17 protein-coding genes are annotated in these 13,500 nt (G+C 46.1%); 9 read left to right on the forward strand and 8 right to left on the reverse strand.

The genetic code is table 11. From position 1 onward, the window contains the following. Genes rfbC through LQ567_RS05965 form a run of 3 tightly spaced genes read right to left on the reverse strand, consistent with a single transcriptional unit; the run spans position 1 to position 1,879 of the window. The gene (gene rfbC / locus LQ567_RS05955) at positions 1-549 is read right to left on the reverse strand and encodes a dTDP-4-dehydrorhamnose 3,5-epimerase (RefSeq protein WP_231003201.1); all 549 of its coding nucleotides are present in this window, start codon (positions 547-549) and stop codon (positions 1-3) included. Beyond that, on the reverse strand, positions 549-740 hold the full coding sequence (locus LQ567_RS05960; protein ID WP_231003202.1) for a hypothetical protein: 192 nt from the start codon (positions 738-740) through the stop codon (positions 549-551). Before LQ567_RS05960 ends, rfbC begins: the two co-directional genes overlap by 1 nt. Continuing rightward, positions 740-1,879, reverse strand: a complete 1,140-nt coding sequence (locus LQ567_RS05965; RefSeq protein ID WP_231003203.1) for a DegT/DnrJ/EryC1/StrS family aminotransferase — start codon at positions 1,877-1,879, stop codon at positions 740-742. Before LQ567_RS05965 ends, LQ567_RS05960 begins: the two co-directional genes overlap by 1 nt. A 115-nt stretch (positions 1,880-1,994) precedes the next feature. Between LQ567_RS05965 and LQ567_RS05970 the strand changes: the two genes are divergently transcribed. Continuing rightward, positions 1,995-3,245 carry a 3-deoxy-D-manno-octulosonic acid transferase gene (locus LQ567_RS05970; protein ID WP_231003204.1) on the forward strand — a complete coding sequence of 417 codons (1,251 nt, stop codon included), beginning with the start codon at positions 1,995-1,997 and terminating at the stop codon, positions 3,243-3,245. On the opposite strand, the gene LQ567_RS05975 is transcribed toward LQ567_RS05970, so the two are convergent. Continuing rightward, complete coding sequence (locus tag LQ567_RS05975) at positions 3,221-3,967, reverse strand: hypothetical protein (RefSeq protein WP_231003205.1); 747 nt, start codon at positions 3,965-3,967, stop codon at positions 3,221-3,223. The two genes, LQ567_RS05970 and LQ567_RS05975, sit on opposite strands and share 25 nt — an antisense overlap. Before the next feature lie 93 nt (positions 3,968-4,060). On the opposite strand from LQ567_RS05975, the gene LQ567_RS05980 reads away from it, so the two are divergent. The 8 genes from LQ567_RS05980 to plsX all read left to right on the forward strand — a co-directional run bounded on the left by LQ567_RS05980 (position 4,061) and on the right by plsX (position 9,881). Beyond that, positions 4,061-4,630 (forward strand): thymidine kinase, encoded by a 570-nt coding sequence (locus tag LQ567_RS05980; protein ID WP_231003206.1) that lies wholly within the window; start codon positions 4,061-4,063, stop codon positions 4,628-4,630. A gap of 14 nt (positions 4,631-4,644) precedes the next feature. Further along, positions 4,645-5,298 (forward strand): heme exporter protein CcmB, encoded by a 654-nt coding sequence (locus tag LQ567_RS05985; protein ID WP_262909557.1) that lies wholly within the window; start codon positions 4,645-4,647, stop codon positions 5,296-5,298. Between the two features lie 220 nt (positions 5,299-5,518). Continuing rightward, entirely contained in the window at positions 5,519-6,214 is a 696-nt protein-coding gene (locus tag LQ567_RS05990; RefSeq protein WP_231003208.1) for a cytochrome c biogenesis protein, read from the forward strand. Continuing rightward, positions 6,211-6,426 carry a CcmD family protein gene (locus tag LQ567_RS05995; protein ID WP_231003209.1) on the forward strand — a complete coding sequence of 72 codons (216 nt, stop codon included), beginning with the start codon at positions 6,211-6,213 and terminating at the stop codon, positions 6,424-6,426. The genes LQ567_RS05990 and LQ567_RS05995 overlap by 4 nt, the downstream gene beginning before the upstream one ends. A 56-nt stretch (positions 6,427-6,482) precedes the next feature. Next, the gene (locus tag LQ567_RS06000) at positions 6,483-7,901 is read left to right on the forward strand and encodes a Glu/Leu/Phe/Val family dehydrogenase (protein ID WP_231003210.1); all 1,419 of its coding nucleotides are present in this window, start codon (positions 6,483-6,485) and stop codon (positions 7,899-7,901) included. A gap of 133 nt (positions 7,902-8,034) precedes the next feature. Continuing rightward, positions 8,035-8,586 (forward strand): YceD family protein, encoded by a 552-nt coding sequence (locus LQ567_RS06005; RefSeq protein ID WP_231003211.1) that lies wholly within the window; start codon positions 8,035-8,037, stop codon positions 8,584-8,586. Between the two features lie 51 nt (positions 8,587-8,637). Continuing rightward, positions 8,638-8,832, forward strand: a complete 195-nt coding sequence (rpmF, locus tag LQ567_RS06010) for a 50S ribosomal protein L32 (RefSeq protein ID WP_231003212.1) — start codon at positions 8,638-8,640, stop codon at positions 8,830-8,832. 98 nt (positions 8,833-8,930) lie between these two features. Continuing rightward, entirely contained in the window at positions 8,931-9,881 is a 951-nt protein-coding gene (gene plsX, locus LQ567_RS06015) for a phosphate acyltransferase PlsX (protein WP_231003213.1), read from the forward strand. Between the two features lie 27 nt (positions 9,882-9,908). On the opposite strand, the gene LQ567_RS06020 is transcribed toward plsX, so the two are convergent. The 4 genes from LQ567_RS06020 to LQ567_RS06035 form a co-directional block, all read right to left on the reverse strand. Continuing rightward, the gene (locus tag LQ567_RS06020) at positions 9,909-10,910 is read right to left on the reverse strand and encodes a vWA domain-containing protein (RefSeq protein ID WP_231003214.1); all 1,002 of its coding nucleotides are present in this window, start codon (positions 10,908-10,910) and stop codon (positions 9,909-9,911) included. A 98-nt stretch (positions 10,911-11,008) separates the two neighbouring features. Then, complete coding sequence (locus LQ567_RS06025; RefSeq protein ID WP_231003215.1) at positions 11,009-12,412, reverse strand: MBL fold metallo-hydrolase RNA specificity domain-containing protein; 1,404 nt, start codon at positions 12,410-12,412, stop codon at positions 11,009-11,011. Between the two features lie 85 nt (positions 12,413-12,497). Next, positions 12,498-12,980: a DUF4442 domain-containing protein gene (locus LQ567_RS06030; protein ID WP_317206831.1), complete on the reverse strand. Its 483-nt coding sequence runs from the start codon at positions 12,978-12,980 to the stop codon at positions 12,498-12,500. A gap of 22 nt (positions 12,981-13,002) precedes the next feature. Beyond that, positions 13,003-13,464: a thioredoxin family protein gene (locus LQ567_RS06035; RefSeq protein WP_231003217.1), complete on the reverse strand. Its 462-nt coding sequence runs from the start codon at positions 13,462-13,464 to the stop codon at positions 13,003-13,005. Positions 13,465-13,500 lie beyond the last annotated feature (36 nt).

A 13,500-nucleotide genomic window follows, 5' to 3' on the forward strand; every position in this document is an offset into this window, starting at 1 on the left:
TTAAAAATTATTTTGAGCGTCTTTAAAGGCAGGCAGCACCAGATCCTTTTCCGACAGGATCTGCTCCCCTTCCGGTATCTGCCAGTCAATGGCCAGATCCGCATCATTGTAAATAACGCCGCCTTCGCTTTCTTTATGATAGAAGGCATCGCATTTATAAAGAACGGTTGCTGTTGCGCTCAATACCGAAAACCCATGGGCAAACCCGTGCGGGATCAGCAATTGCTTTTTATTTTCTGCAGACAGCTCTACCGAAAACACACGGCCGTAGGTGGCAGAATGCTTCCGCATATCCACTGCCACGTCCAGGATCCTCCCATGAAGCGCCCGTACCAGCTTGCATTGGGCGTTGGGGTTGAGCTGGTAATGCAGCCCGCGTATAACTCCGTATACGGAGTGCGACTGGTTATCCTGTATAAACCGGTGATGAATCCCTGCTTCTTCAAAAACAGATTGGTTATATGCTTCAAAAAAATGTCCGCGTGTATCTTCAAAAACACGAGGTTCAATCAACCACAGGTCTTTTATATCAGTGCTGGTAATGGGCATTATAAGCTAAAATGATTCCGGTTTTGAATGGGGTTCTGATCAATTTCGTTAAACACTGCAACAATAGCATTTGCTTCCGTAATCCCGCAAAAATAAGGATCACCGGCATACCCCCGGCCGGGAACAATGCCTTTTTTCAGCAGACCGGTATCCGCAGGTTTTTCCTGACGGCTTCTCAGTCCTGCGTACATCAGTTATCGTTGTTTTCGATTACGGACAACACGGTGTCTGTAATAAACTTCAGCTGCACTTCGTCCATTTCTGTGTGGACGGGCAGTGAAATTACCCGTTCCGTTAAATAAGACGTCAGCGGCAGATCGAGCGCCCCCACTTCAAACTGCTCAAACATCTTTTGTTTATGCGCGGGCACAGGGTAATAAATCATCGAAGGAATACCTTTTTCATCCAGGCGCGCCTTAAACGCATCCCGGTTCACACCCTCCAGTATAATGGTATATTGATGATACACATGGTCCGAATTCGACGCTTTAAATGGCGTGATGATCTGATCGGTTGTTTCAAATGCCTTATCATAGTAAGCGGCTACTTCCTGCCGTGCCTTGCAATAATCATCCAGGTACGCCAGCTTTACATTCAGGATCGCGGCCTGGATGCTGTCCAGCCGGCTGTTACAGCCTACCACTTCATGATAGTAGCGCTCCTTCTGACCATGATTGGCGATCATGCGCAATTTTTCGGCCAATACATCATCATTGGTACACATAGCCCCGCCATCGCCAAAAGCGCCGAGGTTTTTGCTGGGATAAAAAGAAGTGCAACCGATATGCCCGATGGTACCGGTTTTCTTTGAAGTTCCGTCGGAAAAATGAAAATCACAACCAATGGCCTGCGCATTGTCCTCCACTACGGCCAGGTTGTATTTTTCAGCAATCTTCATAATGGCTTCCATATCTGCAGACTGCCCGTATAAATGTACCGGTACAATTGCTTTTGTTTTTGGTGTGATCGCCTTTTCAATAGCAACCGGATCAATACAAAATGTTTTTGCATCTACTTCCACAAAAACGGGCGTTAGCCGCAACAATGCGATTACTTCAGTGGTAGCAATATAGGTAAAGGAAGGGGTGATCACTTCATCACCCGGCTGCAACCCCAGTGCCATCAGTGCTATCTGAAGCGCATCGGTACCATTCGCACAGGGGATCACATGTTTTACGCCTAAATAACCCGCCAGGTTGCCGGCAAATTCTTTTACGGCCTTACCATTAATAAAGGCCGTGCTTTCCATTACATCCAATACAGCCTTGTCTACCTGGTGTTTTATCTTATGATACTGAGAATGCGTATCAACCATATATAAAGGTCTCATATTTACATCTTTATTTGGGTTGCAAAGGTAACTAAATTTGCTGCAACCAGCGATAGTATTGCGGCTCCATTTGTGAAGCTTGCGCTTCCCTTACTACATTTGCAAAAAACAACAAGTGTCACGATTATTTTATCTGCTTTTTTTATACAGCTACCGGGTGGCGATCTTCATAGCATCCTTTTTTAATAAGAAGGCGCAGCTATGGATCTCCGGCAGAAAGCACCTGCTTCAACGCCTCAAACAAGCAGTTGATGGCCATACGGCGCCGGTGATTTGGGTACATTGTGCTTCCCTGGGGGAATTTGAGCAGGGACGTACCATCCTGGAAACACTTAAGAAGGAATACCCTCACTTCCGGGTGCTACTTACTTTTTTTTCTCCCTCAGGATATGAGATCCGGAAAAATTATGAACATGCGGATTGGGTCTTTTACCTCCCGCTTGACACGCCCGGTAATGCCCGGCAGTTTGTACAGATCGTAAAACCGGCCCTGGCTATATTCGTAAAATATGAATACTGGTATCACCTGCTGTATGAATTAAAAAAAGCAGGTACACCCACCCTGCTGGTTTCGGCGCTTTTCCGGAAAAATGCAATTTTCTTTAAATCCTATGGTGGCTTTCACCGTAAAATGCTCCGGTGCTTTACACATATCTTCGTTCAGAATGCGGAGAGTAAAGACCGGTTAACCTCTGTTATGCCGGAAGACCGGATTACTGTGGCAGGCGATACCCGGTTTGACCGCGTGGCACAGATCGCTTCCGGATTTACTCCCATCCCGGCTATTGAAACCTTCACCCGCCGGAACACCTTTACCGTTGTTGCCGGAAGCACCTGGGCGGATGATGAAAAAAAGCTGGCCCTTTATCTTAAATTAAAAAGTACAAATACTTCATTAATTATTGCACCTCATGAAATTAATGAAGATCATATAAATGAAATATTAACTCAATTTCCGGGTGCCATCCGCTTTTCCCGGCTAAAGGATGACCCACAGCTGGAAAGTCCCGTACTGGTCATCGACAACATCGGCATGTTGTCCCGGCTATATCATTATGCAGATATTACGTATATCGGTGGCGGGTTCAATAAATCGGGAATCCATAATACACTTGAGGCTGCAGTATTTTCAAAACCCGTAATTTTTGGTCCTAATTACGAAAAATTTGCAGAGGCAAAAGCATTGATCAAAAATGGAGGTGCAATAAGTTATAGTACTGAAGATCAACTGACAGCAATAATAGAATCACTAAAGAACAACGTAGAGCTCCGACAAGAAGCCGGCCATTCTGCCGGCCGGTTTGTGGCCGAAAATACGGGGGCTACACAAATTATATGTACCTATATCCGCGAAAACCTGCGATAGATCAGCCGGTCGAAGTATTCCACATCCCGGTTGTTATTCCATCCAAGTTTTGTCTTTAGCTCCCGCTTTACCCAATATTCCGCTTCATCCAGGGTATCAAAATTATTGATCGTTTTAATACTACGGTTATACATTACCGCATCTCCCCGGAAAAGGTTCTTTACAAAGCGCTCCTTATCCATTTCGGAAATATCGTTTGTAAGGTCATCAATCAGCATAGGCGAACTGGTGTCTGCTGGCTGTTCAGTAACAACAGTTCCTTCCGGTTTGGTTTCCCGACCGGTAATGCCCTTTTGAATTTGCTGAAAAAGTGTTGGCACCTCCATAAGCGGATCAAACAATCTATCTGTTAATGATTTAGGAACTTTATCTTTCTTTTCCAAGGAGGTATCTTCCGGCGCGTCGGAATACATGCCGGCATCGTGCTGCAGCTCCAGCAGGCGCAGCTCTTCTTCGTCTGCTTCGTCTTCGCTCAAACCGTCCAATTGGAAATATTCCCGTTCAGCCCCGTTCCTGTCTTTAATAATTACACCGCCTTTGGCAACCGGTGGGGTATTGGGCAAAAAAACCGCTACATTGCTGCTTCCTAAAACAGCCGTCTCTTTCATGGCACCATTAATCTCCTTCTGAATCATTTGTGTGGTGATCAGCAATTGAGATAAATCTGCCTTGTTATTAAATTGAGTTCTTAATTTTTCGATCAGTGCTTCTATTCGCTGCATTATCCTACTTTTGAACAATTATGGACACAATGTAACTATAGCAATATACAAATAACACTCCAAAAATTGTTGTAGTACCAATAAAAACAGCAGATGTTTATTGAACCGAATCTTACAGGAGACCGTCGCGGCTGGATCGAAGTCATTTGCGGCTCCATGTTTAGCGGTAAAACGGAGGAATTGATCCGGAGATTGAAACGCGTTAAATTTGCCAACCTGAACGTGGAAATATTTAAACCGGCGATGGATACCCGTTATGATGAGGAACGTATTGTTTCGCATGATACCAATGCGATTTTATCAACACCGGTCGATAATTCACAAAAGATCCTGTTGCTGGGCCAGGGCGCCGATGTCATTGGTATTGACGAAGCCCAGTTCTTTGATCCGGAACTTCCCGATGTTTGTGACCGCCTGGCTTACCAGGGCATCCGGGTAATTGTGGCCGGACTGGATATGGATTTTACGGGAAAACCTTTCGGGCAGATGCCCTATCTTCTGGCAAAAGCAGATTATATTACCAAGCTGCACGCCATTTGCGTAAAATGCGGAAGCATCGCCACTTACTCTTACCGGAAGATTCCGGATGAGGAGCAGATCATGCTGGGTGCCACAGATGCCTATGAACCCCGTTGCCGCAAATGTTATTTTGATAAAGTTTAAATGCGAGGATCATTTTGTCACAACATCCAATTATACATTTAATAAAAAAAGACATATTGCTGGAAGTCAGACAGCAATACAGTTTTTACGGTATTTTATTATACATAGCGGCAACCGTTTTTGTACTCTTCCTGGTTATTGATGAACCGGAGGGAAATATCTGGAACGGACTTTTCTGGGTCATCCAGCTCTTCATTTGTATCAATGCAGTGGCCAAAAGTTTTTTACAGGAAAGCCGGGGACGGATGCTTTATTTTTACTCGATTTCCTCCCCTGTTCATTTTGTGCTGGCCAAGCTGCTGTTTAATTCGGTATTGATGTTGCTGATGTCGCTGATCAGCCTGCTCCTCTTTTTTGCACTACTGGGAAACCCGGTTCAAAAGATTTCCGCCTTTACCGGCCTGGTATTGCTGGGCGGCTGGAGCCTGAGTATGGTATTTACATTTTTAGCAGCCATTGCTGCAAAAGCACAGCAGAATGCAGCCATCATGGCCATACTGGGCTTCCCCATCATTGTGCCCCAGCTGATGCTGCTGATGAAAATTACAAACGCGGCATTTAACCCCGATCTTACCATCCTTTGGAACGATATTGCGTTACTGGTGGCGCTGGATATACTGGTAGCCCTGCTTTCGGTGATCCTCTTTCCATTTTTATGGAGGGATTAATGCAGATACCACCCGGGAACCTGCACATTTTTTTAATTATAGATCCCGGCAATTATTCGATTTTTTATTGATCAAAACCGGAAGAAGATGATCCAGGCCTTACCGAATTTCTATAAGAAGCCGGTTTTCTTTATGCAATTTGCAAATTTGGTTGAATAAACAACTTTACGCTTACTTTTGTGTTTTGTAGAATACTAAGGTGTACTGTTAAGACTTGAATATGTATAAAACGTGGTGGAAATTCCTCTGTATCATCCTGTTGGTATACGCGCTTGTAGCCGGACTGCTTATTAAAGTTCCCAATCTTCCGATTCTTGGAGAAACCAGTCGTAACCTGTTTTACCACGTAGGTATGTGGTCTGCAATGATGGTGCTTTTTATTTGCTCGCTGGTGCATTCCATCCGGTACCTGCGCACCATGAATCTGAAATATGATATTGCCGCAAAAAACTATGCCACGGTAGGCATTTTCTTCGGCCTGCTAGGCTATGCTACCGGAGCCATCTGGGCCAGTTATACCTGGGCAGATCCGAACAATCCGGCATTCCAGTCGTTCAGCGCTGTAGCCCGGGAGCCCAAGCTGATCGGAACGGCAGTGGCGCTGCTCATCTATTTTGCCTACCTGATCTTAAGAGATTCAATAAACGACCTGGATAAAAGAGCCCGGGTGAGCGCGGTGTATAATATTTTCGCTTTTGCCATGCTTTTCCCCACCATTTTTATCATTCCGAGATTGCTTCCCAGTTTACACCCGGGGCAAGAGGGCAACCCTGCACTGAATTTTAAGGATGTAAGTCCGCAAATGCGCATGGTAGAATATCCCGCATTCATCGGCTGGGCCTTGCTGGGCGTATGGATCGCCACATTAAAGATCCGCATCAATTTATTGAAAGAAAAATCGCTGTTGAAAAAATGAAAAAATCTATTGCCCGCTTCTGCACCTTTATCCTGATGCTGGCCTTGCCCTGTTTCGCCATGGCACAACCCGCTTCTGAAAATCTGATGAGAAGCAACGGAAGAATTTATGTGGTCATCGCTGTACTGCTGGTGATCCTGCTGGGTATCTTCCTTTATATGTTCCGGGTAGAAAAAAAGCTGAAAAAGCTGGAACGGGAATCCGGCGAATAAGCGGTACCCCTGCGGAAGACTGTTGCGTAAATTGCTAATTTGAAAATATAAAAATCATGTCTGAAGTTCAGTACAATTTTTTTGAAGCCGTAGAAAAAAGCTTCCATAAGGCAGCGAAATTCACCAAATGGGATAAAGGATTACTGGAGCAGATCAGCGCCTGTAATTCGGTATACCGGATGCGCTTCCCCATCAAACGTGAAAACGGGAGCATCGAAGTGATCGAAGCCTATCGCGTACAGCATTCACATCACAAAACACCCTGTAAAGGAGGGATCCGCTTTTCCATGCAGGTAACACAGGATGAGGTAATGGCATTGGCGGCCCTGATGACGTATAAATGTGCCATTGTAAACGTGCCTTTTGGTGGCGGTAAAGGTGGCATCAAGATCGACCCGAAGAACTATACCCCCTATGAACTGGAAAAGATCACGCGCCGTTATACATCGGAGCTGATCAAGAAAAATTTTATCGGCCCGGCTACAGATGTGCCCGCTCCGGATTATGGTACGGGCGAACGGGAAATGGCCTGGATCGTAGATACCTACAGCGCCATGAATCCGCAGGAAATTGATGCGGCCGGATGCGTAACCGGTAAGCCGGTAAGCCAGGGCGGCGTAAGAGGACGCCGGGAAGCGACAGGACTCGGTGTATTTTTTGGCATCCGGGAAGTTTGTAATATGCCGGAAGAAATGGCGAAACTCGGACTGGAAACAGGTGTCACCGGTAAAAAAGTAATTGTACAGGGCCTTGGAAATGTAGGTTACCATACCGCTAAATTCTTTCAGGAAGCGGGCGCGCTTATTGTAGGTATTGCCGAGTATGAAGGGGGTATCAGCAATGCGGACGGGCTGGACGTGGAAGAAGTGTTCCAGCACCGGAGACGTACCGGGTCTATTCTTAACTTTAACGGCGCTACGAATCATAAGAGCTCACTGGAAACACTGGAACTGGAATGCGATATCCTGATTCCGGCGGCACTCGAAAATGTGATCGATAAAAACAATGCACCGCGCATAAAAGCAAAGATCATCGGGGAAGCGGCCAACGGCCCGTTAACACCCGAAGCAGATGAGATCTTCCTTCAAAAAGGGGTGCTGGTAGTACCGGATATGTACCTGAATGCCGGTGGTGTTACGGTGTCTTATTTTGAGTGGCTGAAAAACCTGAGTCATGTACGGTATGGCCGCCTGGAAAAACGGTTTACGGAAAATGTAAATACAACCATCCTGGAAGAGCTCGAGCATCTCTCCGGGAAAAAAGTAGCGGAAAAGAACCGTAAAATGATCATGCATGGTGCAGATGAGGTAGACCTTGTGTACAGCGGACTGGAAGAAACCATGATTGGCGCTACCCGGGAAATTATGGAAGAATGGCGCAACAACCCCGAAATACCGGATATGCGTACGGCAGCTTATGTAGTGGCAATCAATAAGGTAGCTACAACTTATGCGGAGCTGGGGATCTTCCCGTAATGAAAATGAAACAGACCGGCAAGGCTGAAATCCGCACCGGTTGCTCCAATTTTCAAACTTATCCACTGCCGATTAGGCAGTTTCAGATAATTTATATACCTTTGCATCCCTAAATACAGGGAGGAGTTGAGCCATGGCTTACCGAAGAGAGTATGATATCGCCTTTGTGGGTTTAAAACCGGGAGTTCATGAGTTCGACTATGAAATAACAGACAGGTTCTTTGAGGCATTTCAACAGCAGGATTTTACCAATTGTAACGCACATATAAAACTGTCGCTTGATAAAAAGAGCAGTTTTATGATGCTGAAATTTGAGGTAGGTGGCAAACTGGATGTAGTTTGCGATCGCTGCAACAACACCATTTCGCTGGATCTTTGGGATGAATTTATCATCACAGTGAAAATAGTGGAAGAACCCGAACTGATGAACGACCAGGAAGATGATCCTGACGTGTACTATATCAGCCGGGGCGAAAGTCATCTGAACGTGGAAGACTGGATTTATGAATTCATAAACCTGAGTATCCCGATGTACAAGACCTGTGGTTTTGACAATGCAGACGGGCCGCAATGCAACCCCGAAGCGTTGAAAATGCTGAATAAACTGGAGGCGGAAGCCAAATCCAAAAAGGATAGCAACCCGCTCTGGAAAGACCTGGAGAAATTCAGGGACCTGGACAATTAAGTTGTATAAAAAGAAGAAATAATAATTTAGAACTATTTAATTTCATTAGTTATGCCAAATCCGAAACGCAGGCACAGCCAGCAAAGAAGCGCAAAACGCAGGACTCACTATAAAGCCACTTCAACTACCTTAACAACAGATGCAGCTACCGGCGAAACGCATGTACGCCATCGTGCTTATGTAAACGAAGGAAAACTGATTTACAAAGGAAAAGTTGTTGCTGAAAAAGCGCCTTCAAAAGCTTAAAAAAAACGTTAAGTCCAGTTTACTTAACTTGTTCATTCCAAATTCATTGACGACCTTTGGTTGGTAATGTATTTGGAATTTTTAATTTTAGTCCGTATATGATGAATATTGGTATTGATACAATGGGGGGTGACTTTGCCCCGCTTGAGGCATTGCGTGGGATTAAAAAATATCTTTCTGAAAATAAAAGCGGAGCGGTACAATTAACCCTGTTTGGAGACGAGGCTGTGTTAAATGAAATCATTGCCGGGGAAGATATCCCAACCGGTTCTATCCGGATCGTACCCACCACACAGGTCATCGATATGCAGGAGCACCCCACAAAGGCATTAAAAGAAAAGCCCCACTCCTCTATTGCCACCGGGTTTCAACACCTGGCACAGGACAAAACTGATGCCTTTATCAGTGCCGGTAATACGGGTGCTATGCTGGTTGGCGCCTTATTCAATCTGAAAACCATTGAAGGGATCCTGCGCCCGGTGATTTCTTCCATCATTCCCAAACAAGGCGGCCGCACCGGACTGATCCTGGATGTAGGTCTTAACGCCGATTGTAAACCGGAGCAGCTGAACCAGTTTGCAACCCTGGGGGCTGTTTACGCCCGACACATCCTGGACATTGAAGATCCTAAAGTAGGACTGGTAAATGTAGGCGAAGAAGAAGGCAAAGGCAACCTGCTTACCCAGAGCGCTTATGCGCTTTTAAAAGCCAACAACACCATTAACTTTATTGGAAATATTGAGGGACGCGATACCTTTAACGACAAAGCCGATGTAATGGTTTGCGACGGCTTTACCGGTAATATCATTCTGAAACTTGCCGAGTCCATCTATGATATCTCCAGGAACGAAGGATTGGAGAATGCCTATTTAAACCGTTTCAATTTTGAGATCTATGGCGGCACACCGGTACTCGGAATTGAAAAACCCGTCATCATCGGACATGGTATTTCAAAGGCTACCGCCTTTTGCAATATGATCTATGTAGCAGAAAAGATGCTGCAGACAGGCGTGTTGCAAAAATTAAAAGAAGCGGTTCAACAAAGTTAAACCGCTTCAAAAAACCGTATCATCTTTTTACTGATACCGGACGGTAACCGGCACATCAATGGTATAATTGTACGGCGTTACCACTTTCAATATAAGATCGTAAGTCCCCTTTGATATCACCCGGCCGCTCCCTACTGGTGTCATCTCCCACTCTACTGAATAGAATTTTGCAGAACCATCCAGCAGCCGGCCCAGGTTTCCAAACATACTGATCAATTGTTGGGCGTCTTTCGCGTACATGAATGCACCGCCGGTAGCAACGGCCTGGTCATAAAGGTATTCATCAGAGGAGGCACCGAGTCCTACGTTATACAGCCGCACAGCATTGCCTTTTGCAAACGCCACTACCTGGGCGCTTGTTTTTACACCCCGGTTATCTTCTCCATCGGTAAACGTAAGCAGGGCTTTTGTTTGTTTGGTTCCTTTTTTTATCAATGCGTCTGTTGCCGCATACTGGGCACCGTAAAGGTTGGTGCCTCCTTTTCCAAGATTGCGTACACTTTCCACATCTTTAACCAGCGCCGCCGTATCGGACTTAAAACCGGCACCCACGGCCTTGTACTCATCGGAAAACCACCAAACCCAGGATTCATGCTCCTGCGCCATATTCCGGCAGAAGATCTTTCCGGCATCGATCCGGAGATCGTCCGGATCCGTACTGCCGGTGCTGCCACTTTGATCCATCAACATGATGGATGAATAACGGGTGCCCGTACCGCCTCCGGAAAGCACCGCGCGAACCTGCTTAAAGGCATAGGCGCTCAGGAAGGTATCGATCCTGAACTGACCGGTACCAAATCCATACTCCATGTTTTTAGAGTCTTTAAACACGGCAAGGTCTACGGAAAAGCGTAGTTTTTTTTCACCGGCCTCCAATACTTTCACATTATACACCGCTGCAGAGGGCAGCGAATGGTCATTGAGCGGAGGCGTAAATTTTATAGTGTCATCCTTTTTACAGGAAAAGCACAGGCCTGTGGCAACTACAGCTGCCAGCAGCGGGCCGGATAACCAGCCGGATCGGGTCATTCGCATGAGGTTTACATTTGACGCGAAAATACCCCCCTTAAAGAAATCAGAAAATACAGGTAAACCGGTATTTTGCCGTTGTTACAGCATTGTCAGCCTCAGGCCAGCCCGATTTCAAAATGCCGTTCCGGGATCAAGACGTCTACAAATCCTTTTTTTATCAATCGTTGTTTAAATGCCACCTGTACATCGGGCTCCCCATGTACCAGGAATAGTTGTTTTATCGCCTGCGGGTTCTGGCAGGCCAGCCACTGGCTCATGTCTTCATAATCACCGTGAGCGCTCATACTCCGGATCTGCCCGATCTCGGCGTTTACCTGGTGCTCCACTCCAAAAATCCCTACTTCCGTTACCCCGTTCAGCAAACGGCCGCCCAGCGAATGCGGCTCGCAATACCCGGTCATCACAATAGCATTCCGCGAGTTTTCAATATTGTTACTGATATGATGCTTTACCCTTCCTGCATCGGCCATGCCGCTGGCAGAAATAATGACCATCGGTCCGTTTTTAAAGTTCAGGGCCTTGGATTCATCCACCGATTTGATATAGGTGAGCCCCGGGAAACTGAACGGATCATCATCATTTTTTAACACGTTTTGAATCTGCCGGTTAAAATACAGGGGAAACCGTTTTACAACGTCCGTGGCTTCAATGCTAAGCGGACTGTCTACATAAAACGGGATCTTCGGAAGTACGCCCTGTGCCTCCAATTGGTTCAATGCATACAGGATCTCCTGTGTACGTCCAACACTGAAAGCAGGGAAGATCAGTTTCCCCTTCCGCTCCACGCAAACCTTCCGGATCCAATCCAGCAGCATCTCGGGTGTATCCTTTATATCTTCATGTAAACTGTTGCCATAGGTGGATTCCATAATGATATAGTCGGCCTGGGGAAATACCTCGGGCGACCGCAGGATCACATCGCGGTAGCGGCCCAGGTCCCCGCTGAACGTAATACGTGTTTCTTTGCTGTCTTCCTGAATGCGCAGGTGCACACAGGCGCTTCCGATAATATGGCCGGCATCCGTAAACATTGCTTTTACGCCATCTGTTACATCATACCAGGCACCGTATTCCTTTGGTTCAAACAGTTCCATTGCCTTCTTGGCATCTTCAAGGGTGTATAGCGGTTGCAACAGATCGGGAGCCATGCCCTGCCTTTTCTTTTCCAGGAAACGCATATCGCTTTCCTGTATTTCGGCACTGTCCATCAACAAAATATTTGTAAGGTCCTTTGTGGCAGGCGTACAGAAGATCGTTCCGCGAAAACCCTGCTTTACCAACCGGGGTATCAGTCCGGAGTGATCGATATGTGCATGCGAGAGGATCATTACATCCACTTCACTGGCTACAAAACCAAAGTCCCGGTTCAGCGCATCCGTCTGGTCTCCCAACCCCTGGTACATGCCGCAATCCAATAATACCTTTTTACCATTTTTCAGTGTAATGAGGTGTTTAGATCCGGTTACCGTTTGCGCAGCGCCATGGAAAGCAATTTTCATATTGTATCTCTTTAATTGTTGGATAAGATTTTTAATGCAACAAGATAAAAAAAGAATTTTACATCCGGGACCCTTTATTGTTTCTTTAACCTGCTTTTGCCTTAAAAGACCAGGTGATACGGAAGATAGCCACGGGTTCTCCCTGCTCGTTTATGCCGGTGGAAGTTGCTGTAAATTGTTGCGGCTGTTTTTGATCGATGGCCTTTTGAACCGTGTTCTGCAACGCATCGCCATCATTACAGGTAAACAGGGTGTTACCGGTTGCTTTCTTAAAATACTCCGACTCCAGCTTTACCACCAATAAGGCTACTTTTACCGGGCGTTCTAATGTGGCGGCCATTGCCAGTACACCGGTACTTAATTCGGCAGCCATAGCCAATGCGGCAAAGTAGGTGGAGCGAAACGGATTTTTATTCATCCAGGAGTAACGTATACTAACTACGCATTGCCTGGAATTTACCGTACGGATGCGCAAACCCGCGAACAACGCGAGCGGTAGTTTCGACAATAAAAACATCCTGAATTTTACAGGATGTTTTAAGACTTTAAAAAACGAGGCAGGGTTCATACAGCGGCTTGGGGTTGGAAAATTATTCTTTATATTTTGCAGGGTTCAGTGCATCCGGTGCCCAATTGGCTAAAAAATCAGACACTTTTTCTGTACTGTATCCCTTTCCGTCTTCCAAATATCCCGAATTCTGTGTATGAATCCGTTTCCCCTCCTGATCCAGTACCAGGAATACCGGGAAACCAAACCGCTGGGGAAAGCCGTATGCAGCCAGAACGGGCAGGTTCTTATTTTCTTTGCTGTAGTTCAGATGATACACGACATAGGAGCGTTTTAAAACGGAATCAACGCTCCGGTCTGTTTTTGAAAACTGATCAAACCGCGCACACCAGATGCACCAGTTACCACCGATTTGAACCAGTACATGTTTGTTTTCTTTTTTTGCCTGGGCCACGGCTTTCCGGATGCCCTCCCGCGCGTTTGCTGCCGGATCGTATACATGAAACCGTTGCTGATCCTGGGCTGCAGCCGTTAATGCAGCCATAAGGATAACTGTTGAAAGTAAAAGTGATCTTATCAT

This window comes from Niabella pedocola, assembly GCF_021044425.1.
Classification (GTDB): domain Bacteria; phylum Bacteroidota; class Bacteroidia; order Chitinophagales; family Chitinophagaceae; genus Niabella; species Niabella pedocola.